At 72.8% G+C, this 22,062-nt stretch carries 17 protein-coding genes and 1 tRNA gene; 10 read left to right on the top strand and 8 right to left on the bottom strand.

The window, feature by feature from the left end:
* Positions 1-69: 69 nt before the first annotated feature.
* Positions 70-1,512, bottom strand: a complete 1,443-nt coding sequence (locus ACT3SP_RS11855; protein ID WP_444587496.1) for an MFS transporter — start codon at positions 1,510-1,512, stop codon at positions 70-72.
* A gap of 176 nt (positions 1,513-1,688) precedes the next feature.
* Between ACT3SP_RS11855 and ACT3SP_RS11850 the strand changes: the two genes are divergently transcribed.
* Complete coding sequence (locus ACT3SP_RS11850; protein ID WP_444587495.1) at positions 1,689-2,795, top strand: ROK family protein; 1,107 nt, start codon at positions 1,689-1,691, stop codon at positions 2,793-2,795.
* A 48-nt stretch (positions 2,796-2,843) separates the two neighbouring features.
* On the opposite strand, the gene ACT3SP_RS11845 is transcribed toward ACT3SP_RS11850, so the two are convergent.
* Positions 2,844-3,602: a YggS family pyridoxal phosphate-dependent enzyme gene (locus ACT3SP_RS11845; protein WP_444587494.1), complete on the bottom strand. Its 759-nt coding sequence runs from the start codon at positions 3,600-3,602 to the stop codon at positions 2,844-2,846.
* A 74-nt stretch (positions 3,603-3,676) separates the two neighbouring features.
* Positions 3,677-3,750 (bottom strand) — tRNA-Leu (locus ACT3SP_RS11840).
* Positions 3,751-3,850: 100 nt separating this feature from the next.
* Between ACT3SP_RS11840 and ACT3SP_RS11835 the strand changes: the two genes are divergently transcribed.
* Positions 3,851-6,010: a helicase-associated domain-containing protein gene (locus ACT3SP_RS11835; RefSeq protein WP_444587493.1), complete on the top strand. Its 2,160-nt coding sequence runs from the start codon at positions 3,851-3,853 to the stop codon at positions 6,008-6,010.
* Positions 6,011-6,166: 156 nt separating this feature from the next.
* Positions 6,167-6,433: a hypothetical protein gene (locus tag ACT3SP_RS11830; RefSeq protein WP_444587492.1), complete on the top strand. Its 267-nt coding sequence runs from the start codon at positions 6,167-6,169 to the stop codon at positions 6,431-6,433.
* A 70-nt stretch (positions 6,434-6,503) separates the two neighbouring features.
* On the opposite strand, the gene gndA is transcribed toward ACT3SP_RS11830, so the two are convergent.
* Positions 6,504-7,964 (bottom strand): NADP-dependent phosphogluconate dehydrogenase, encoded by a 1,461-nt coding sequence (gene gndA / locus ACT3SP_RS11825; protein ID WP_444587491.1) that lies wholly within the window; start codon positions 7,962-7,964, stop codon positions 6,504-6,506.
* A 280-nt stretch (positions 7,965-8,244) separates the two neighbouring features.
* On the opposite strand from gndA, the gene ACT3SP_RS11820 reads away from it, so the two are divergent.
* The 6 genes from ACT3SP_RS11820 to ACT3SP_RS11795 all read left to right on the top strand — a co-directional run bounded on the left by ACT3SP_RS11820 (position 8,245) and on the right by ACT3SP_RS11795 (position 15,996).
* Positions 8,245-9,045 (top strand): hypothetical protein, encoded by an 801-nt coding sequence (locus ACT3SP_RS11820; protein ID WP_444587490.1) that lies wholly within the window; start codon positions 8,245-8,247, stop codon positions 9,043-9,045.
* A 45-nt stretch (positions 9,046-9,090) separates the two neighbouring features.
* Complete coding sequence (locus ACT3SP_RS11815) at positions 9,091-10,746, top strand: DNA repair helicase XPB (protein ID WP_444587489.1); 1,656 nt, start codon at positions 9,091-9,093, stop codon at positions 10,744-10,746.
* 92 nt (positions 10,747-10,838) lie between these two features.
* On the top strand, positions 10,839-11,327 hold the full coding sequence (locus ACT3SP_RS11810) for a LapA family protein (protein ID WP_444587488.1): 489 nt from the start codon (positions 10,839-10,841) through the stop codon (positions 11,325-11,327).
* Between the two features lie 54 nt (positions 11,328-11,381).
* Positions 11,382-12,101, top strand: a complete 720-nt coding sequence (locus tag ACT3SP_RS11805) for a response regulator transcription factor (protein WP_444587487.1) — start codon at positions 11,382-11,384, stop codon at positions 12,099-12,101.
* A gap of 3 nt (positions 12,102-12,104) precedes the next feature.
* On the top strand, positions 12,105-13,700 hold the full coding sequence (locus ACT3SP_RS11800) for an ATP-binding protein (RefSeq protein WP_444587486.1): 1,596 nt from the start codon (positions 12,105-12,107) through the stop codon (positions 13,698-13,700).
* 223 nt (positions 13,701-13,923) lie between these two features.
* The gene (locus ACT3SP_RS11795) at positions 13,924-15,996 is read left to right on the top strand and encodes a PhoX family protein (RefSeq protein WP_444587485.1); all 2,073 of its coding nucleotides are present in this window, start codon (positions 13,924-13,926) and stop codon (positions 15,994-15,996) included.
* Between the two features lie 9 nt (positions 15,997-16,005).
* Here the strand turns inward: ACT3SP_RS11795 and ACT3SP_RS11790 are convergent, their stop codons facing one another.
* Positions 16,006-16,560 (bottom strand): DUF4031 domain-containing protein, encoded by a 555-nt coding sequence (locus tag ACT3SP_RS11790; protein ID WP_444587484.1) that lies wholly within the window; start codon positions 16,558-16,560, stop codon positions 16,006-16,008.
* Positions 16,557-17,837: a DUF418 domain-containing protein gene (locus ACT3SP_RS11785; RefSeq protein ID WP_444587483.1), complete on the bottom strand. Its 1,281-nt coding sequence runs from the start codon at positions 17,835-17,837 to the stop codon at positions 16,557-16,559. Before ACT3SP_RS11785 ends, ACT3SP_RS11790 begins: the two co-directional genes overlap by 4 nt.
* 356 nt (positions 17,838-18,193) lie before the next feature.
* Here ACT3SP_RS11785 and ACT3SP_RS11780 point away from each other — a divergent pair, with 356 nt between their 5' ends.
* Positions 18,194-19,951, top strand: a complete 1,758-nt coding sequence (locus tag ACT3SP_RS11780; RefSeq protein ID WP_444587482.1) for a DUF222 domain-containing protein — start codon at positions 18,194-18,196, stop codon at positions 19,949-19,951.
* Between the two features lie 27 nt (positions 19,952-19,978).
* Here ACT3SP_RS11780 and ACT3SP_RS11775 read toward each other — a convergent pair whose 3' ends face one another.
* A complete protein-coding gene (locus ACT3SP_RS11775; RefSeq protein ID WP_444587481.1) occupies positions 19,979-20,962 on the bottom strand; it encodes an RNase H family protein in 984 nt (327 codons plus the stop codon).
* 64 nt (positions 20,963-21,026) lie between these two features.
* Positions 21,027-22,061 carry an alcohol dehydrogenase catalytic domain-containing protein gene (locus ACT3SP_RS11770; RefSeq protein WP_444587480.1) on the bottom strand — a complete coding sequence of 345 codons (1,035 nt, stop codon included), beginning with the start codon at positions 22,059-22,061 and terminating at the stop codon, positions 21,027-21,029.
* Between the last annotated feature and the right edge of the window lies 1 nt (position 22,062).

The following is a 22,062-nucleotide window of genomic DNA, read 5'->3' as shown; positions in this document are numbered from 1 at the left end:
TGTAGGTCGCACGGCCCTCGCTCCCGCAGGCGGATGTCGGTATGTGACGCGCCGCCCGGGGCCGACGGATCAGGAGCCGACGGGCACCGGGATCCCTCCGGTGCGGCTCGAGGCGCCCTCGACCTGCTCGACCTGCTCAGTCTGCTCGGCCTGCTCAGTCTGCTCAGTCTGCTCGACCTGCTCAGTCTGCTCGGCGGCGCTCTCGGCCTGCTCCGTCACGACCACCGGGATCGAGCCGGTGTAGGTGCTCTCGTGCTCGCGCAGCACCGCGAGGGTACGGGCGGCCCGCAGGCGCAGCCCCAGCAGCGTCCCGATGACCAGCAGGAAGCCGGTGCTCGCGAGAGCGATGGCGACCAGCATCGGTGCCCGGTAGCCGAGCCCGCCGGCGATCACGGCACCGCCGAGGGCCGCGCCGAGGGCGTTGGCGACGTTGAACGCCGCCTGGTTGAGCGAGGCGCCGAGCACCTCGGAGCGATGCGCCACGGAGATGAGCCAGGTCTGCAGCGCCGGACCGAGCGCGGAGCTCGCGACGTTGACGGCGAAGAAGCCGATCAGCAGCCCGGCCGGGGAGCCCTGCGAGCCGAGGAACAGACCGGCCAGGGCGGCGATGTACACCGGGAACCCGATCAGCAGGGTGCCGCGCAGCGAGATGTCGGTGACCACGCCGCCGAGCACGTTGCCGAGCGTCATGCCCAGCCCTGCGGCGGCCAGCACCCAGGGGACGAGCGCGGCGGTGCCGCCGGCGACCTGCGTGGTGATGTCGGCGACGTAGCTGAAGACGGCGAATCCACCCGCGAAGCCGGTGGCCGCGATGCCCATGATGAGCCAGAGCCGCACGCGGCGCAGCGCCACGATCTCATCGCGCGCCCGACGACCCGCGACGGCCTCCTGGGCCGGGACCGCCCAGCGCAGGGCGACCACGGTCACCAGGAAGAGGGCGGCGATGACGAGGTAGACGGAGCGCCATCCGGCGACCTGGCCGAGGGCGGTCATCAGCGGGACCCCGACGAGGTTGGCGAGGGTGAGTCCGGACAGCGCCACGGCCACTCCCTTGCCCTGGCTGCCCGGCCCCATCAGGGAGGCGGCGAGCAGGGAGGCGACGCCGAAGTAGGCGCCGTGCGGGACTCCGGCGAGGAAGCGCGCCAGGACGGTGAGCTCGAAGGTGGGCATCACCGCGGAGAGCGCGGTGCCGACGGCGAGCGCGACGGCCAGCCCGGTGATCATCGAGGTGCGGCTCCAGCGCACGGACAGCAGCGCGAGGGTGGGAGCGCCGACGACGACGCCGAGCGCGTAGGCGGTGATCAGCATCCCGGCGCGGGCGATGCCGGCGTCGGGGTCGGCCGCCATCTGCGCGGACAGCAGGCCGTCCGCGATGCCGGGCAGGAGGCCCATGGTGGCGAACTCGGAGGCGCCGATGCCGACGCCGCCGAGGGCGATGGCGGCCAGGGCGAGGGCGCGGCGGCGCGAGGAGATCTCGTGCGGGGCGCTGCGGGCGGGGGTGATCTGGGTCATCGCGGGTCCTCGACGGTCGGGAGCAGTGTCTGGAGGGCGTCATCGACCGGGCGACCAGAGTAAGCCAACGCTGTTGCGTTACGTCAAGGGGGAAGGCGGCAGCACTCGGGATCGCGGCGCTCGGAGCCTGCGCGGGGCACGCGCATCGAGAGGTCGCCGGGGGCGGGCGTGCGAGGATGAGCGCCGTGAGACCCACCGGACCTCTCGACCGCATGGCGGGCGCGCACGACGCCGCCGTGCTCGCCGTGGCACGGCGCGGGGAGCCGGTCGCACGCACCGGTCTCGCCGACGCCCTGCAGGTCACGCCGCAGGCGATCTCGAAGATCCTCTCCCGACTGATCGGCCGGGGACTGATGGCGGAGGCGGGATCGGTCTCCTCCGGACCCGGCAAGCCCACCACGCTGTACCGGATCGTGCCGACCTCTCGTCGCGCGATCGGGCTGCACCTGACGCGCTCGCGCCTGCACGGGGTCGTGACCGACCTCACCGGCGAGGTGCTGGAGCGCCGAGCGACGGAGGTCTCCGCCGCGCAGTCGGTGCCCGCCCTGATCGGGGCCCTGGCCGCCACCGCGCGCGAGCTCTCCCGTCACGGGGACGGCGAGCTGCTGGGCGTCGGCGTCGGCATGCCGGGGCCGGTCGACTCCGAGGAGGGCGTCGTGCTCGGCTCCTCCCCCACCGATGCCTGGCGCGGTGCGCCGATCCGGGACCTGCTGCTCGCGGAGCTCGGGATGCCGGTGCTCCTGGACCACGACTCCCGGGCGGCGCTGGTGGGCGAGAGCTGGTCGCAGCCCGGGCTGCTCGACAACGCCGCTCTGGTGCTGGCGGAGGAGGGTCTCGGCGCCGCGCTCCGCCTCGACGGCGCGATCGTGCGCGGTGCCCAGTCGCGCGCCGGCGAGGCGGGCCACATGGTGGTGCGGATGGGCGGCGAGCCGTGCCCGTGCGGCCGTCGGGGCTGCGCCCAGGCCGAGTACCTCGCCGCGCAGGGCGCCGGCGACCAGGAGTCCGCGGCGCAGGTCCTCGCGACCACGGTCCTGAACCTGGTGCGCCTGGTGGACGTGGACCGGGTGGTCCTGGGGGGACGGTCCGTCTACGCGCACCACCGGGCCACGATGGACGCGGTCCGCTCCGCGCTCGACGAGGGCCTGCGCACGGGGGCCCATAGGCATGTGGAGGTGCTGCTCTCCACCCGCGGCACCGACCTGATCGCCGCCGGCGCGGCCTGCGAGGTGCTCGAGCACGAGTACGGCCTGCCGACCATGCTCGTGCTGCCCGACGGGCGCTGAGCCCGCGCCGTCGGGCCGTGCCGACCGGGCCCGGGGCGCCGGGCCGGATCAGGCGGAGCGGGCACCGAAGATCGCGGAGCCGACGCGCACGATGGTCGCGCCCTCCTCGACGGCGATCTCGAGATCGCCGCTCATCCCCATCGAGAGCTCCGTGAGCTCGGGGGCGTCGAGCTGCTCCCGCACCTGGTCGCGCAGCGCGCGCAGCGCATGCAGGGAGGAGCGCACGGCCTCGGCATCCGTCGTGTTCGCGCCGATCGTCATCAGCCCGACCGGGCGCAGGGTCTCGCTCGCCCGCAGCCGCTCCACGAGGGGAGCGATCGCCTCGAGCGTGGGGGCGAAGCCGCCCTTGGACTCCTCCCCCGAGGTGTTGACCTGCACCAGCACGTCCCTGCGCAGGTCCGCCATCCCGGCCCGGCGCTCGAGCGCATCGGCGATGTCCGGGCGGTCCACGCTGTGGATCAGCTCCGCGAACGCCACCACGTCCCTGGCCTTGTTCGTCTGCAGACGGCCGATGAAGTGGCGCGGCACGCCGTTGTCCGCGAGCAGCGGATCGGAGTGCTTGGCGATCTCCTGGGCTCGGTTCTCCCCCACCGCGATCCGGCGGCCGCGGTCCCGCAGCAGGTCCACGGCGAGGGAGATCTCGGCCGGGGTGCGGGTCTTGGTGGCCAGCAGCACGGTGATCGCGCCGCCGTCACGGTCCGAGCGCTCGGCCGCAGCGTCCAGGCGTGCGAGCACGTCGTCGATCCGGGCGGCGAGCTCGGCGCGGAGGGCGGGTTCCGGGGTGGGGTGGTTGGCGGAGGAGGTCATGCCACCATTGTGGCCGACATCGAGCACGGACCGGCCGGTGCGCCCGACCACCGTTCCGCGGGACCTCTGACCGGTGCCCCCAGCGGGACTCGAACCCGCACTGTGCCGATTTTAAGTCGGCCGCCTCTGCCGATTGGGCTATGGGGGCGCTGCTCGGGAGCGGGCGCGGCACCGCACGGACGCCCGGCGGACGCCTCGCGGCCGCGTGGTGTCCCGGGCGGCGTGGCCACCCTATGCTGGAGGGCATCATGACCGCTGTGATCCGGTCCCTCGCGGACTCCCTGCGACGGTTCGGCGACGACCGCCTCGAGGCCCTGCTCGTCGCCCGACCGGATCTCGCCTCGCCCCTGCCCCGCGGGATCGGCCCGCTCGCCGCCCGCGCCGGGGGCGCCACCTCCGCCCGTCGGGCGCTCGAGGCCCTCACCCTGCCCGAGCTGCACCTGGTCGAGGCCCTCGCCGTCCTCGAGGACGGCGCCTCCCCCGCGCAGCTTGCCGCGGCCGTCTCCTCGGACCCCGCGACGATCGCCCCCGCCCTCGAACGGCTGATCACCCTCGCCGTGGTCTGGGGAGAGGACGAGCTGCACCTGATCCGTCCCCTGCGGGACGGGATGCGCGCTCCCGCCGGACTGGCCCCGGCCTCGGCCGACGATCCGTCCCCCGACGAGGCGCGGCGCCGGGTGGAGAGGGCGAGGGAGACCGTGCCCGAGGTGCTCGAGACGCTCGCCTGGGGACCGTGCGCGGTCACCGGCCGCGGGCGGCTCGCCGAGACGCTGCTGAGCGTCGGCATCGTGGTGGCCGACGGCGAGACCCTGCACATCCCCCGGCCCGTGCATCTCGCGCTCCGGGGAGGGCGGGTGCGCCGCACGCACATCGCCCACCGGCCCCTTCCCGCCGGCCCCGAGCTCACCGAGCGCATCCCCGGATCCCGCTCCGCCCAGGCCGTCGAGCGCGCCTTCGACGCGCTGCGGCTGCTGGGGACCGTCCGCAGCTTCGACGAGGACCCGCCCGGGGTGCTGCGCCGGGGCGGACTCCCGCAGCGTGACCTGCGCCGTCTCGCCGACCGGGCGGGCACCTCCGTCGTGGCCTACGCGACCGTTCTGCAGTCGGCCTGGCAGGCCGGACTGATCGGCCACGACGGCCAGGAATGGCACCCCACGAGGGACTGGGACGCGCACCGTCTGCTGAGCGCCGAGCAGCGGTGGGCGGAGCTGGCCCTCGCCTGGGCGCGGGGCCATCATCTCGCCGCGGTCGTCGGCACCCCGGACAGCAGCGGCACCGGCCGCTCGCTGCTCTCGGACCTCACCCGCCGCGACGGCGTGCGCACGCGGCGCAGCAGCGTGCTGCAGGCGCTGCGCACCGCCCCCGGGGTGGACGCCACCGAGGAGTCCCTGGCCGCCTCGCTCGCCTGGGCGTTCCCGCTCGTCCCGGGCGAGGTGATCCAGGAGGAGACCGCCGCCGTGCTGGTCGAGGGTCAGGCGCTCGGCCTGCTGGACGGCGGGGCCCTCACGGCGCTCGGGCACGAGATGGTCCTCGCCCTGGACGAGGAGATCACCACCGCGGACGCGCGCCTGGCCGCGGCGCTGCACGACGCCGCGCCCGCCCCGGTGGACGAGGTGCTGCTGGACGCCGACCTCAGCGTCGTGATCCCGGGCCGGCCCTCCGAGCGCCTGCTGCCGCTGCTGGACTGGACCGAGGTCGTCTCCCGCGGGGGTGCCCTCACCCTGCGCTTCACGACCTCGACCGTGCGCCGGGCCCTCGGGGACGGCCGCGACGGCGAGGCGCTGCTGGCACTGCTCGAGGGCGCCTCCCGCTCGCCCGTCCCGCAGTCGCTCACCTACCTGCTGCGCGACGAGCAGCGTCGCCACGGCCGGGTGCAGGTCTCCCGCGCCTCGACCGTGCTCACGGCGGAGGCCGAGGTGCTCGATCTGCTGCAGGTCGCGCCCGAGGCCGCGGCGCTCGGCCTGCACCGGCTGGCGCCCACCGTCGCGGTCACCCTCTCCGATCCGGGCTTCGCGCTGCAGGTGGCGCGCCAGGCCGGCCTCTCCCCGCAGGCGGTGGGCCCCGACGGCCGCCCCGTCGACGAGGAGCTCACCCACTCCCTGCACGGCGGTCCGGTGGAGCCGGACCTGGTGACCATCGACGGTCCGGAGCTGCGGGTCCCGGCCGAGGAGACGGTGGCGAGGATCCGCGCGGCGGAGGAGGGCGGCGCCGATCTGTCCGTCACCGATCGGCTGCTGGACGCGATCGCCCGGTCGAGCGAGATCCCGCTCGGGATCGTCGACGGTCGCGGCGGCGTCGTGGTCAAGCACGCGCAGCCGCTCTCCCTCGAGGGCGGTCGGCTGCGGGCTCGCGAGGCGGGCCGCGACGAGGAGTTCACGGTGCTGGTGCACCGGGTGACCCTCGGCTGAGACGACCCGGGGGGCATGGGGAGTGCTCCCCATGGCGGAACCCCACTGGCCTCGGGGTACTATTTTCGACGCCAGGAGCGGACCGACTTCAGCACCCGACCTGGGGCCCGGGACCACCCATTCCGGGGAATGATCATCAGGAAGAAGGGGATTCCCATGACCTCACCCACCTCGGGCTACGACATCGAAGGCATCAAGAAGAGGGCCCTCATCTGGACCATCGTCGGCTTCATCTGCGGCGGCGTCATCGCCGGCGTGCTCGGCCTGCTCGGCTACCTCAAGGCCGACCAGGAGCCGGAGACCGCGCAGAAGTTCACGAAGTGGGCCATGATCGTGACGATCATCGTCGTCGTGCTCTACGTGCTGATCTTCATCGGGAGCCTCGCGCTCGGCGTCTTCAGCGCCTCGATGTCGACCTACTGAGCGACAGCCTCAGCACAGCACGAAGCCCCGGACCGCGAGGTCCGGGGCTTCGTCGTCGATGGGAGGAGTCTCAGTCCTGCTTGGTCTCGCGACGGTCCTCGGACCACTCCACGTGGAAGGTGCCCTCGGCGTCGACGCGCTGGTAGGTGTGCGCGCCGAAGTAGTCGCGCTGGGCCTGGACCAGGGCGGCCGGGAGACGCTCGGCGCGGACCGCGTCGTAGTACGACAGGGTCGAGGAGAACACCGGCACCGGGTAGCCGCTCGCGGCGGCGAAGGCCACGATCCGGCGCCACGCCGGGATGCACTTGGCGATCTCGGTGGTGAAGTACTCGTCCGCGAGCAGCAGCGGCAGCGTCGCGTCGCGCTCATAGGCCTCGGTGATGCGGTTGAGGAATCGGGCGCGGATGATGCAGCCGCCGCGCCAGATCCGCGCCATCGCGCCGAGATCGATGTCCCAGCCGTACTCCGAGGCTCCGGCGGCGATCTCGTCGAAGCCCTGCGAGTAGGAGACCAGCTTCGCGGCGTAGAGCGCCTTCTGGAGGTCGTCGATGAACTGGGCGGGATCGGCGATCTCGAGGGTCTGCGCCTCGGCGGGCAGCACCTTCCGGCCGGCCTCGCGCTGCGGGGTCGAGCCGGAGGTGGAGCGCGCGAAGGTGGCCTCGGCGATGCCGGTCACCGGGACGCCGAGGTCCAGGGCGGTCTGCACGGTCCAGGCGCCGGTGCCCTTCTGGGCCGCTCGGTCGAGGATCACGTCCACGAACGGCGTGCCGGAGGTGGCGTCGGTGTGGTGCAGCACCTCGGCGGTGATCTCGATGAGGAAGGACTCCAGGTCGCCCTTGTTCCACTCGGCGAACACATCGCCGATCTCGGAGGCGCCCTTGCCCAGAGCCTTGGACATGAGGTCGTAGGCCTCGGAGATGACCTGCATGTCGGCGTACTCGATGCCGTTGTGGACCATCTTCACGAAGTGGCCGGCACCATCGGCACCCACGTGGGTGCAGCAGGGATCGCCGTCGACGTGGGCGGAGATCTTCTCGAACATCGGGCCGAGGCGGTCGTAGGACTCCTTGGTGCCGCCGGGCATGATCGAGGGGCCGTTCAGGGCGCCCTCCTCGCCGCCGGAGACGCCGGAGCCCACGAAGTGCAGCCCCTTCTCGCGCAGCGCGGCCTCGCGACGACGGGTGTCGCCGAACAGGGCGTTGCCGGCGTCGACGATGATGTCGCCCTCGTCCATGAGACCGGCGAGCTCGTCGATGACGGCGTCGGTCGGGCCGCCGGCCTTGACCATGATGATGGCCACGCGCGGCTTCTGCAGAGAGGCGACGAAGTCGGCCATGGACTCCGAGGGGTAGAACTCGCCGTCGCCGCCGTGCTCGGCGATGACCTTCTCGGTCTTGCCGACGGAGCGGTTGTGGATGGCGACCTTGAAGCCGTTGCGGGCGAAGTTGCGGGCCAGGTTGGAGCCCATCACCGCCATACCGGTGACACCGATGTCCGCGACATCGGCGGGGGACGGAGTGAAGCTGGCCATGGGTTCTCCTCAGGTCGGGTGATCGTCGAGCCGGGTCGGTCCGCAGCGCCGAGGGCCTCGGCGGGCATCGCGGACTCCACCCATCGCGGTCCATCTTAGGGATTCGCGGGCCGAGGCGTCCGAGTGTGCCAGCCCTTGCCGTGTCCTGGATGCCGTGCACGATGCCGTGCACGCTCGCGGGCGCGGACCCAGCGCACGGGCCGGGGAGACGGTAACGTCGTCGCCGGGGGAACGGCCGTACGTGCCCCCGTTTGCCTGCCGATGCCGAGAGAGCCGAACGATGACCCATCCTCCGCACCACCAGACCTCCGCCCCCGGTCCCGCCTCCGCCCCCGGGCCCGTCCCCGGCCCCGCGCCCGCCGGGAACCTCCCCGGCCGTCCCCTCCCCGGGAAGGACCTCGGTGCCGATCTCGGTGCGGGCCTCCGCTTCGCCCTCGACGCGGTGCTGCGCAACCCGGTCGCCTTCGTGGTGCCGGGGGTGATCTACGGGATCCTCGTTGCTGTCCTGTTCGGCGGCGGGATGATCACGGGATTCGTGCTCGCCGTGCCCCAGATGGAGACCGCCGCCTCCTCGGACGAGATGCCGCTCGGCGTGATCCTGACGATCTACGGCGCGATGGCGCTCGGCGGTCTCCTCGCGGCCCCGCTGATGTGGTTCTGGCAGACCGGCGCCGTCCGCGCCGGCAGGGCGGTCGTCGAGGGGGGCCGGCCGACGTTCGGGCAGGCGATGATCGGCTCCGGCCGGCTCTTGCTCACCCTGCTGCTGGTGGGGCTGATCGTCGTCGTGGGCATGCTGCTGCTGTACGTCCCGGGGCTCATCGCCTCGGTCCTTCTGACCTTCGCCCTGCCGGCCGCGGCGCGAGGAGCGCGCCCGGTGGAGGCGATCAAGGAGAGCATCTCCCTGGTCAGGGCGAACCTGGCCACCACGATCGTGGTCGTCGTCCTGGTCTCCGCGATCGGCTCGGTGGCCGGGATGCTGGTCATCACCGTGGTGGTGCTGGTCCCCTTCATCGCCCTGTTCCACCTGGGGATCTACGAGCGTCTCTCCGGTCGCGAGCTGCCCGAGCCCGCTCGCGCCTGACCGGGCCGCCGTCCCACCCCTGCCCACCCGGCGTAGCCTGATCCGATGACCGACGGCCCTCTCATCGTCCAGAGCGACAAGTCCCTCCTGCTCGAGGTCGACCATCCTTCGGCGCAGGCGGCCCGGATCGCGATCGCCGCCTTCGCCGAGCTCGAGCGCGCCCCCGAGCACGTGCACACCTACCGCATCACCGACCTCGGGCTGTGGAACGCGCGCGCCGCCGGGTACGACGCGGAGTCGGTGGTCGCAGCGCTCGTGGACCACTCCCGCTACCCGGTCCCCCACTCCCTGCTGATCGACGTCGCGGACACGATGGACCGCTACGGGCGGCTGCGGCTCGAGTCGCATCCCGAGCACGGCCTGGTGCTGCACGCCCTGGACCGGGCGGTGCTCGAGGAGGTCTCCCGGGCCCGGCGGATCCAGGGGATGCTCGGCGCGCGGATCGACGAGGTGAGCGTCGCGGTCCATCCCTCGCAGCGCGGCGCCCTCAAGCAGGCTCTGCTCAAGCTCGGCTGGCCCGCGGAGGACCACGCCGGCTACGTCGACGGCGAGGCCCATCCGATCGCGCTGCGGGAGGAGGACTGGTCGCTGCGGCCCTACCAGGCGGAGGCGGTGGACGGCTTCCGCCACGGCGGCAGCGGCGTGGTGGTGCTTCCCTGCGGGGCGGGCAAGACCCTCGTCGGCGCCGGCGCGATGGCCGCGATGGGGCGCACCACGCTGATCCTGGTCACCTCGACCGTCTCGGCCCGGCAGTGGAGGGACGAGCTGCTGCGCCGCACCACCCTCACCGAGGACGAGATCGGCGAGTACTCGGGCGCCACCAAGGAGGTGCGCCCGGTGACGATCGCGACGTACCAGGTGCTGACCATGAAGCGGAAGGGCGTCCACCCGCATCTCGAGCTGATGAGCGCCCGCGACTGGGGCCTGATCGTCTACGACGAGGTCCATCTGCTGCCGGCCCCCGTGTTCCGGATGACCGCGGATCTGCAGGCCCGTCGCCGTCTGGGCCTCACCGCGACCCTGGTGCGGGAGGACGGCCGCGAGGGCGAGGTGTTCTCCCTCATCGGCCCCAAGCGCTACGACGCGCCGTGGAAGGACATCGAGGCGCAGGGCTACATCGCCCCGGCGGACTGCACCGAGGTGCGCGTGACCATGCCCGCAGCGGACCGCATGGCCTATGCGATGGCGGAGGCCTCGGACCGGCCGCGCCTGGGGGCCGCCCACGGCGCCAAGGTCGACGTGGTGGAGCGGATCGCGGCCCGGCACCCGGGCGAGCCGATGCTCGTGATCGGCCAGTACATCGACCAGCTGGAGGAGATCTCGCAGCAGCTCGACGCCGATCTCATCACCGGGCAGACCCCGGTGCGGCGCCGTCAGCAGCTGTTCGAGGAGTTCCGCACCGGGCAGATCTCCCGCCTGGTCGTCTCGAAGGTCGCGAACTTCTCGATCGACCTGCCCGAGGCCTCCGTCGCGGTGCAGGTCAGCGGCGCCTTCGGATCACGACAGGAGGAGGCGCAGCGGCTGGGGCGCCTGCTGCGTCCGAAGGCCGACGGGCGCTCCGCGCACTTCTACACGGTGGTCATGCGCGACACGCAGGACCAGGACTACGCCGCCCACCGCCAGCGCTTCCTCGCCGAGCAGGGCTACGCCTACTCGATCCTGGACGCCGAGGAGCTGGACCGGGCGGTCGGCGCCGGCTGAGCCGGGGCTGCCGGCGCGTCGCGGCGGCCGGTCCGCGGCGCCTGCAGGTCCTACAGTGGTGGTCACATCACTTCCTCCCGAGGAGAGCAGCCATGACTCAGCCCTCAGATCACCCCTCCGACGACCCGGTCCGCCCCGCCGGCTCCGGGACCGCCCCGCAGGAGCCGACGCGGACTCCGTCGGCCGAGGTCCCCGGCCGCTCGAGCGCCCCGGACGGCACCGCCGACGAGCGTCCCGCCCCGGGCAGGACGACGGCCCCCGTCGGCGGCGACGCCCCGGGCACGGAGCCCGTCGAGGTGGGCCGCGGCGGCGGCAGGACCGCCGGCCTCTGGATCTCCCTGATCCTCGGCGCGATCGTGCTCGTGATGCTGCTGATCTTCGTGATCCAGAACAACCACACCGCGCGCTTCCAGTACTTCGCCACGGAGTTCGACCTCCCCCTCGGGGTCGCGATGCTGCTCGCCGCGATCGCCGGCGCGCTGGTCATGGCGCTGGTGGGCTCGGTGCGGATGGTCCAGATGAGCTGGACCATCCGCAAGATGCGCAAGCAGCAGGAGAAGATCCACCGCGCCACCCGATGAGCGCGTCCAGCGGACGTCCAGGTGATTCCCACACTCGAGGAGGACGGTGAGTCCATGACTACCCATGAGGACCAGGACTTCGAGGCACGCCTCCTCGTGGTCGACGACGAACCCAACATCCGCGACCTGCTCGCGACGTCCCTGCGCTTCGCCGGCTTCGAGGTGTTCACCGCCTCCACCGGGAACGAGGCGATCCGGGAGGCCACCGAGAACCAGCCCGACCTGGTGGTGCTCGACGTGATGCTCCCCGACATGGACGGCTTCACCGTCACCCGGCGCCTGCGGGACCGCGGCGAGCAGTACCCGATCCTCTTCCTCACCGCGAAGGACGAGACCCAGGACAAGGTCGCCGGGCTCACCGTCGGCGGCGACGACTACGTCACCAAGCCCTTCAGCCTCGAGGAGGTCGTGGCCCGCATCCGGGCGGTGCTGCGCCGCACCCACGGCGGTGCGGAGACCACCGTGGACAGCTCGCTCGTGGTCGCCGACCTGCGACTGGACGAGGACTCCCACGAGGTCCACCGCGGGGACGTGAACATCGAGCTGTCCCCCACCGAGTTCAAGCTGCTGCGCTACCTGATGCTCAACGCGGGCCGCGTGGTCTCCAAGACGCAGATCCTCGACCACGTGTGGGACTACGACTGGTCCGGCGAGGTGGGGATCGTGGAGTCCTACATCTCCTACCTGCGCCGCAAGATCGACGTGATCGGCGAGCCGATGATCCACACCAAGCGCGGCATCGGCTACGTGCTGCGCGCGCCCGAAGGTTCCTGACGATTGGCCCTGCCGAGCCTGCGCACCGAGCGGCCCGTGTCCCTGTGGACACGGATCGTGGCGCTGATCTCGCTGCTGCTGGTGCTCGGCACCGTCGTCACCGGGAGCCTGTCGCTGTTCCTGCTCAACCGCACCCTCATCCAGTCCGTCGACAACAACCTGCAGTCCGGCATGGGCGAGATGCTCGCCCTGGCGCAGCACGAGCTCGCCGGTGACGGCGACGCGATCCAGAACAGCACCTACACGCCCGTCGAGTACGCGATCGAGGTCCGCGACAGCGACGGCGTGTCGGTCGAGAACAACGTGGTCCACTACGGGCCCGGCCACGTGTCACTGCCCTTCCCGGACCTGACCGACGAGCAGATCCTCCAGCTCGGCGGGCGCCCGTTCACCGTGCTGGACTCCTCCGAGAACCGCTGGCGCGTGGTCGCGATGCTGAACTCGGGCCCCGAGGGGGGCAGCGTCTACGTGGCGCTGCCGCTGACCGGCGTGGACCGCACGATGCACGAGATGGCGCTGATCATCGTGCTGGTGGGGACCCTGGTGGTGCTCGTCGGCATGGGAGTGGGCGGCTACGTCACCCACCGCTCCCTCGAACCGCTGCGGGACGTGGAGGCGACCGCCTCCCAGATCGCCGGCGGCGATCTCTCCCGTCGTGTCCCGGTCACCTCCACCAGCCTCGAGGTGCACGACCTGTCGCTGTCGCTGAACGAGATGCTGGTGCGCATCGAGCAGGCCTTCGCGGCGCAGTCCACCTCGGAGGAGAGGGCCACCAGCTCGGAGGCGAAGATGCGCCGCTTCGTGGGCGACGCCTCCCATGAGCTGCGCACGCCGCTGGCGGCGATCCGCGGCTTCGGCGAGCTGTACCGGATGGGGGCGCTGCGCAGCGACGACGACGTCGCCTCGGCGATGCGGCGCATCGAGGACGAGGCCCGGCGGATGGGCTCGCTGGTCGAGAACCTGCTGCGCCTGGCCCGCCTGGACGAGAAGCCGGAGCTGGACCTCGAGCCGGTGGACCTCACCGACGCCCTGTTCGACGCCGCCCAGGACCTGCGGGCGCTGGACCCGGGCCGCCAGGTGATGGTGGTCTCGCTCTCGGGGACGCCGCTGTCCGTGCAGCCGCACGTGTCGATCGGCGTGCTCGGGGACGAGTCCTCCCTGCGCCAGGTGATCCTCAACCTGGTCGGCAACGCGAACCGCCACACCCCCAAGGGTTCGCCCGTCGAGATCGCGGTGGGCTACACCGAGACCGGCACCGCGCGGATCGAGGTGCGCGACCACGGCGAGGGCATCGACGACGACCAGCGGGAGAAGGTCTTCGAGCGCTTCTACCGCACGGATTCCTCGCGCGTGCGCGCGGCGAGCCAGGGCGGCGGGGCCGGGCTCGGGCTCTCGATCGCGGCGACGATCGTCGAGCAGCACCGCGGGAGGCTCGGGGTCACCGGGACGCCGGGCGGCGGCGCGACCTTCTGGCTCGAGCTGCAGGGCACCGAGATCGCCCCGGAGGCGCGGACGCCGCCCGACCAGGTGCGCGCCCTCGGCACCCCGGACGAGAACGGGAGCGCCGGGTCCCCGGACCCGGAACCCCGCGAGGACTGACGGCCCTCGGCCCTCTCCCCCGTCGACCCGCTCCCCCGCCGGCCGAGCACCCCGTTTTCGCAACGCCGAGCTGTCGAAAAACCGTTCGCACCTGCTCATCCACTGTTCACCCCGACGTCATCCGGACGTGGCCGGGAGGGCACGGCGCCCGGGCCAGGGTGGGGTTCGCGGGGACAGCACGGTCTCCGCGAGGACGACACCCGCTCCCCGGAGGAACACCCCCATGCTTCTGCGCCACCTGCCCATGCTCGGCCACACCCGCGGCAACCGCCTCGCGATCACGTGCGAGCTGAAGTGCGGCAGCGCCTGCTCGCACCCGGTGCCCAACACCTCGGACAACCCGCGCTTCCGGGACGTGGCGGAGGCGGCGATCTCCCGCCGCTCGGCCCTCGGCCTCGGGGGCGGTCTCGCGGCCGCCGTGGTGGTCGGCGCGAACGTGGCGAACGCCCCGCGGGCCTCCGCCGACCACGGCAATCCGCCGGAGGGCGAGGGGACGCTGCCCTTCGACGCGATCGCCCCCGTGCCGCGCGCGGTGGACGACGTCACCGTGCCCCGCGGCTACGACTGGACGCCGATCATCCGCTGGGGCGATCCGCTGTTCGAGGACTCTCCGGAGTTCGACCTGGAGGACCAGACCGGGCAGTCCCAGTCCCAGCAGTTCGGCTACAACTCCGACTACCTCAACATCATCTCCGACGGCGACGACGGCCGCACCGGGTACCTCGTGAACAACCACGAGTACACCAACGAGAACATCATGTTCTCCCCGGAGTTCATCGCCTCGCGGCCCGAGGACGTGGTCGAGACCGCGATCGCCGCCCACGGCTTCTCGATCGTGGACCTCGAGCGCGAGGGCCCGGGCGAGCCCTGGTCCTACGTGCGCGGCGGGGAGCGCAACCGCCGCATCACCGGCACGACCCCCTTCACCGTCGACGGTCCCGCCGCCGGGTCCGAGCTGCTGCGGACCACCGAGGACCCCGACGGCATGACGATCCTCGGCACGCTGAACAACTGCTCCGGCGGCACCACCCCGTGGGGCACCGTGCTCTCCGGCGAGGAGAACATCGACCAGTACTTCATCGGCACCGGCGCCCCGGAGGAGGAGCGCTTCGGCATCCAGCCCGGCCCGACCTCCCGCCGCTGGGACCTGGTCCACCCGCGCTTCAACCTCAACAACGAGGGCTATGCGAACGAGGCGAACCGCTTCGGCTGGATCGTGGAGATCGACCCCGAGGACCCGGAGTCCACGCCGGTCAAGCACACCGCCCTGGGCCGCTTCAAGCACGAGGCCGGCACCGTGATCATCGCCCGCACCGGCCACGCGGTGGTCTACTCCGGGGACGACCAGGTGGACGACTACATCTACAAGTTCGTCTCCCGCAGGGTGTACCGCGAGGGGGACAAGGCGCACAACATGACCCTGCTCAGCGAGGGGACGCTGTACGTGGCGCGCTTCGACGGCAACTCCCCCGAGGAGGAGATCGACGGCACCGGCGCGGTGCCCTCCGACGGCTCCTTCGACGGCTCGGGCACCTGGATCCCGCTGGTGCGGAACAACCGGTCACTGGTGCCCGGGTTCACGGTCGAGGAGGTCCTGGTCAACACCCGCCTCGCCGCGGACACCGTCGGCGCCACCAAGATGGACCGCCCCGAGGACATGGAGCCCAATCCGGTCACGGGCAAGGTCTACGTGGCGCTGACCAACAACTCCGGACGCACCGCGGAGGGCGCCGACGAGGCGAACCCGGTGGGCCTGGCCGAGGGCGGCAACCGGGACGGTCACGTGATCGAGATCGTCGAGCAGCGCGACAACCACACCTCCGAGCGCTTCGGCTGGAACATCCTGCTGCTCGCAGGCGACCCGGAGGTCTCGGAGACCGCCTACTTCTCCGGCTTCCCGGTGGACCAGGTCTCCCCCATCTCCTGCCCGGACAACCTGGCCTTCGACTCGGAGGGCACCCTGTGGATCTCCACCGACGGGCAGCCCGGCAAGATCGGCTATGCGGACGCCCTGCACAAGGTCACGCTCGAGGGCGAGGAGCGAGGCCGGGTGGAGCAGTTCCTCGCGGTGCCGGCCGACGCCGAGACCTGCGGACCGGTCATCCATGACCGGGACAACTCGGTGTTCGTCGCGGTGCAGCACCCCGGGGAGGGCGGCGAGTGGGGAGCGCACACCTCCTACTTCCCGGACTACGTCCCGAGCGGGGAGCTCAGCGGCGACCTGGTCGCCGTGCCGCGCCCGGCCGTGGTGCAGATCTACGCGGACACCCACGCAGAGGCCGACGCGGGGCGCTGATCCGCCCCCTCACCGCCGGTCGGGCGGGGCGTCCATGACCTGCCCGACGAAGCGGCCCGTGCCCGCGACCCGGGCGAGCGCGTCGAGACGCTCGAGCATCTCCTGGGCCTCCCGTCGGCCCGCGGCGTCGTGCGCCTCGATCCGCGCGGGGCGGTCGGGATCGTCGCGGGTGAGCCGGTAGCCGCCCGGCTGCTCGGGCAGCGGGTCCACGTGCCCGAGCAGCCCGACGATGAGATCCCGCGGCACGGGGTCGAGGCCCAGCGCCGCGGCCTGCTCGGCGCTGCGGCGAGCACGGGCGGCCGGGCGGTCCCGCAGCCGGATCCGCAGACCGGAGGCGATGAGGATGCGGGTGAGGGCGCCGTCGTCCACGAAGCGCACACCGACCTCGCGCAGCGCCTCGCCGGCGGCGGCCGGCCAGTCGTAGTGGTCGAGGTCGAAGGAGCGGGGAGGGAGACCCGCACGGGCGGCGGCCTGGTGCAGCTCCTCGAGCGAGGCATCGGAGATCAGGTGCCCCCAGAGGGTGCCATGGCGCGGCCAGCGTGGGGTGTCGGCGTAGACGGTCACGGGCGCGCCTCCCCGGAGCCGTCGGCCGCGGGGGCGCCCTCCGTGCGGGGCGTCGCCGAGCCAGCGAGCCGTCTCAGCAGGTGCTCGAGCGGGCCCCGTCGGCCGCGGCGCTGCAGGGCGAGGGCCGGCGGGATCATCAGCAGCCAGCCGGCCACCCCGATCGACGCGGCCCCGGCGCTGCCCAGCACGGCGCCGAGGTCCAGGGCGTAGGGCGGCATCAGCGCGGCGAAGATGAGGGACTGGGCGATGTAGGCGCTCAGGGAGACGGTGCCGAGCGCAGCGATCCCCTGCACCATGCGCGCCGCCGAGGCCCGTCCCGGAAGCGCTCGCACCCGCTCCGCGAGCAGGGCTGCCCCCGCGGCGAGCCCGACGGCGAAGAGCAGGCCCGAGTACTGGTGGAGCACGCCGAGGCCGCCGAGCACCACCATGCTGTCGAGATGCGCGTGGGCGGGATCGAGCACGAGCACCGCGGTCAGCGGCACGGCGCCGAGCAGGCCCAGGAGCAGGCCCCAGCGCGACAGCGGGACCAGCACGTCACGGTTCTCCGCCACCAGCTCGAGGAGGCGCAGCCGGGCGGCGACGGCCCCGATCGCCATGGGTGCGAGCAGGCCGATCTCCTGGACCGGGGCCAGCGCCGTGTCGCCGAGCGCCTCGACGGCGCGCAGCCGCACCCCGGTCAGGGCGTCCGGGGCGGAGGCCGCAGCATACCCGCTGCCGCTCCCGAGGCCGATGACCCCGTCGGCCCACCCCCAGACCCCGAGAGCGGGCAGGGCGAGCACGGCGGCGGCCGGCAGCACGGCGCGGTGCCGGGTCACGAGCACCGCGCAGAACATGCCGATGATCGCGTACGCGACCAGGATGTCCCCGCTGAACAGCAGGATCGCGTGGACCAGGCCGATCGTGAGCAGCACCAGGTGGCGACGCAGCATGCGTCGCAGGAACCGGCCGGCCCGCTCCCCGCGCTCCCGGGACCGTCGGTGCAGGATCCCGATGCCGTACCCGAACAGCAGGGCGAACAGCGGGAATCCGCGGTTGTCCGCGAACAGGGCGACGAACGCATCGACGGTCCTGTCCAGCGCGGTGGCGTCGACCTGCTTGAGCAGCACCGTCCACTCGCTGCCGTGCAGCCAGCCCACCGTGTTGGCCAGCGCGATCCCCAGCAGGGCGGTCCCCCGGGCGAGGTCGGGCCCGGCGGCGCGGCGGGAGAGGGGGACGGAGGTCATCACCGCGCCCGGTCCTCCGGTGCGCGGAGCACGGCCGACGGGGGTGCTCCTCATGCCCGACATGGTCCCACAGGCGCGGACCGGTCTCGCTGCCGCAGGCGGTCCCGAGGCCGCCGTGCGGAGGAGGCGATGTCCGAGGATCCGGTGCCTCGGCACGTTCCCGACGGTCCTTGCCATCCACATCTTCGAGGCGACCCTTGACATTTCACGACGAAGATGGGGCTATTCGCGTCGGAGGAATTCTTCAGCCGCCTCTCCGGCCGCCACAAGCACTGCTGACTTGCCCGCCCACCCTCTCGACCGTTCCTCCACAGTGCCCACTTTTCCACATTTTTTCCACAGTCGACGGAGTTATCCCCGGAATCACCGGAGGGATGGTGATGCATTTCGAACGTCGGTACGCTCGTGGTATGGAGACGACGCCGACGAGCAGCGGGGACCGACCCGGTGGGGACATGCCCCCTCGGAACCCGGCCGCGCCGTCGGGGGACGTCCTCGAGGAGGTGCTGCGGCGCTTCGCGATGATCCAGGCCGGCTCCACGGCGCGAACCCTGATCGCCCAGGTCCTCGCGGCGACGCTGGCCTCGTTCACCCGCACGCGCTCGGTGCGCGATCCCCTGATCGACACCGCTCCCGAGAGCGCCGAGGAAGCTCTGGCGGCCCTCGCGGGGATCGATCAGCTGCGTGCCTCGTTGGCCGCGGTCGACGTGACCTGGCAGGCCGTCGCCGAGCAGCGGATCCGTCGGAGCGACGCCGACCGTGGACTGCCGGCCGACCGGCAAGGACGGGGCGCCGGTCAGGAGATCGCCCTCGCCCGCCGGATCTCCCCGGCCGCCTCGTCCTTCTCGCTGGCGAGGGCGCGCCGCCTGGCCCAGGACATGCCCGGCACCGTGGAGGCTCTCTGGTCAGGTGCCGTCACGGACCAGCAGGCCTCCACGGTCGCGGGCGCCCTCGACGGTGCCGGCGCGGAGACCTGCCGACGGATCGACGACCGGATCCGTGAGCACCCCGAGTTCCTGCACGGCAAGGGGAAGCGGCGTCTCCAGTCCGATGTCCGCGCCCTGGTCCAGCAGCTCGAGCCCGAGACGTCCCGCGAGCGCGCCGAGCGCGCCGCCCGGTCCCGGCACGTCACCATGACTCCCCTGGACGATGGGATGGCGCGTGTGAGCGCGACGCTCCGTGCGATCGATGCGGTCGCGATGATGGCCTCGCTCCGGTCCCGGGCCGAGTCCCGGCGGGCGTCGGGCTCGAGGACCTCGGTCCCCGCGCTGGAAGCGGACCTGCTCGTCGAGGACGTCCTCCAGGGTGCCCTGAACGATGGAGGAGGGAGTGACGCGCCGGGAACCGTCGGAAGCGGGGCCTCCGACGAGGAGGCCGGCGAGAAGGGAACCGCCGGGAGCGGGGCCATTGAGGAGCGGGCCACCGCCCCGCGCCGGCCGCGGCCGCGCCCTGGACTGGACGTCGGCATCGTCATCACCGAGACCGCGCTGCTGGGACAGGACGACGACGCCGAGACCGCCCTCCTCGAGGGCTACGGCACGCTCCCTGCGCACATCGTGCAGGACACCCTGCTCGGCCGACCGCCGGGGCACCTGCGGCACGACGAGGCCGAGCACCCCGACGAGGAGGTCTCCGCCTTCTTCCGCCGCCTCTACGCCGCACCGCGCGCCGGCGACCTCGTCGCCATGGAGTCGACCGCCCGTGCCTTCCCCGCCGGACTCGCCCGGATGCTCCGCTGGCGCGACACCACGTGCCGCACTCCCTGGTGCAATGCGACGATCCGTCACAGCGATCATGTCGTCCCCGTCCAGCACGGCGGCCCGACGAGCTACGCGAACGGCCAGGGGCTCTGCGCCCGCTGCAACCTGCTCAAGGAGCACGGACTCTGGGTGCTGACCCCGCTGAGCCGCGCCGGGACGGAGCCGGGGAGCGTTGACCCGGCGGAGGCTCCACCGCCGAGCACCACGCCGCCGGCCGCATGGGCCTGGACCTCGCCCCACGGGGCCACGGGCATCTCGCCCACGCCCCCGCTGATCGCACCAAGCCTCGACCACCCACCGCCGGACGACGACCGGAGGGAACCGGACGCGCCCGTTCCTCCCGGCGACCCCGGTGACCCCGTTCGCCCCGTCGGCACCGAGCCGCCGGAGAACTCGCAATCCCCCTGAGCCCACTGCCGCCGCCGGGCGCGGATCTCAGAGCCCCTGGGAGCTCGGCGTGCCCTGATGGTGGCGGAGCAGCCAGCGGTCGTTCTCCCGCACCCACAGGGAGCTGCGATGCACGGTGCCGTTCGGGGAGTGCGTCGTGTACTGCAGCAGCACCACCCCCGGAGCGATCTCGTCGGCGATGAACTCCTCGGCGTCGACGCCGTCCAGCGGCGCGAGGTGGGCGAGGATCTCCTCACGGTCGTAGCGTCTCCCGCTCGCGCCGATCTCGGTGACGTAGCGGTGCAGCAGCTCGGCCGCGCTCGGAGGGTCCGCCCGCAGAGCGTCGCCGAGCAGGGCCTGCTCGCGAGCAGTGATCTGCTCGAAGTCGGTGGTGCCGGGGGCATCGGCCACCAGCACGGTCTCCTCGACCGCGCTCGAGCAGCCAGGCGCTGCGTCCGCGGCGGGCTCGTCGAAGAGGCTGAACAGATCCTCGGCGGGAGATCCGGCGACCGCCGACGGCGCAGCGGAACTGGGCGCAACGGACCGAGGCGCAGCGGCTCCCCCGCTCCCCCGGTACCCGGGCCCGACCTGCGGATCCTGCTTCCTCGAGAAAGCCGTGGCCGCCGCGTTGGCCCGCTTGTCCGCGGCCTCGTTCATCGCATGGCCGGAGTGGCCCTTGACCCATTCGAACTCGACGCTGCGCCCGGCGAGCGCCCGGTCGATGTCCTGGAGCAGCTCGACGTTCATCACCGGCTTGCCGTCCTTCTTGCGCCACCCCTTGCGCTTCCACCCCGGCATCCACTTGGTCACCGAGTTGATGACGTACTGGCTGTCGCACAGCACGTGCAGATGCTGATCGGCGTCGACGGCGGTCGCCTCGAGGAGGTCGAGGACGGCCTTGAGCTCCCCCATGTTGTTGGTGCCATGGGGCCAGCCGCCCGCGCGCCAGGTGTCCTCGTCGATGTACCAGGCCCAGCCGGCGGGTCCGGGATTGCCGAGGGCGGAGCCGTCGGCGGCAGCGGTGATCGTCATGGGGGCAATCGTTCCACAGCCTGCCGCCCGTCCCGGCGAGCTCCCGCACCGCCCGAGGGCTTCCTCACCGCCAGCGCGCGACGGTCATCCCGGCATGGGTGGGCGGGGCATCCATCGCGAGCATCGCGGCGGGCAGCTCCGCGGCCTCGATCACCCGGCCGACGGTCGCGCCCAGATCGAGACGTCCGGTCGCCACGTCCTCCATCAGCTCCCGGTACTCCGCGACCGCGAGACCGTGGCTGCCGCGGATCGTGAGCTCGTCGGCGATCACGCGCCCCATGGGCAGGGAAGGATCGGCGTCCTCGCCGAGCAGCAGTCCCACCTGGACGTGCCGGCCCCGGGGACGCAGGGACGAGATAGCCGCTCGGGCGGTCGCCGCGGAGCCGAGCGCGTCGACGGTGACGTGGGCGCCGCCGTCGGTCGCCTCCCGCACCCGGTCGACGGCATCCGCGCCGGCGCGGACGGGCGTCGCGCCCAGGGCCGCAGCGGCCTCGAGGGCCCTGTCCGAGACGTCGACGGCGACCACGTCGGCCCCGGCGGCGCGGGCGACCATCACGCAGGCGAGCCCGAGCCCGCCGCAGCCGAACACCGCCACCTGCTCTCCGGGGGCGACCGCGGCCTGGGCGCGGACGGCGTGGTGCGCGGTGCCGACCCGGCAGCCGAGTCCCGCGGCGAGTGTCATGTCGATCGCGTCCGGGAGAGCGACGAGGTTGTGGTCAGCCTCGAGGACCACGACCTTCTCGGCCCAGGAGCCGGGCAGGTCGAAGCCGGGCTGGCGCTGCGCAGAGCACACCTGGGATGCCCCTGCGCGGCACTGCTCGCAGCGGCCGCAGGCGAGAATGAACGGGGCGGTGACGCGGTCGCCCGGCGCGAAGCCTGTGGCCTCCTCCCCCACCTGGTCGACGGTCCCCGCGAACTCGTGGCCCGGGACGTGCGGCAGCTGGACGGAGTCGTCGTGCCCCTGCCAGGCGTGCCAGTCGCTGCGGCACACACCGGTGGCGTGGACGGTGACCACCGCGCCGCGGGGCGGGCAGACGGGGTCGGGGACCTCGACCAGGGCGGGCGCTGCACGGAAGCTCTCGAAGCGGACTGCTCTCATG

The organism is Brachybacterium sp. AOP43-C2-M15 (assembly GCF_052446295.1).
GTDB lineage: Bacteria > Actinomycetota > Actinomycetes > Actinomycetales > Dermabacteraceae > Brachybacterium.
The sequence above is the reverse complement of the archived record's forward strand: the minus strand, read 5'-3'. Positions and strand labels throughout refer to the sequence as shown.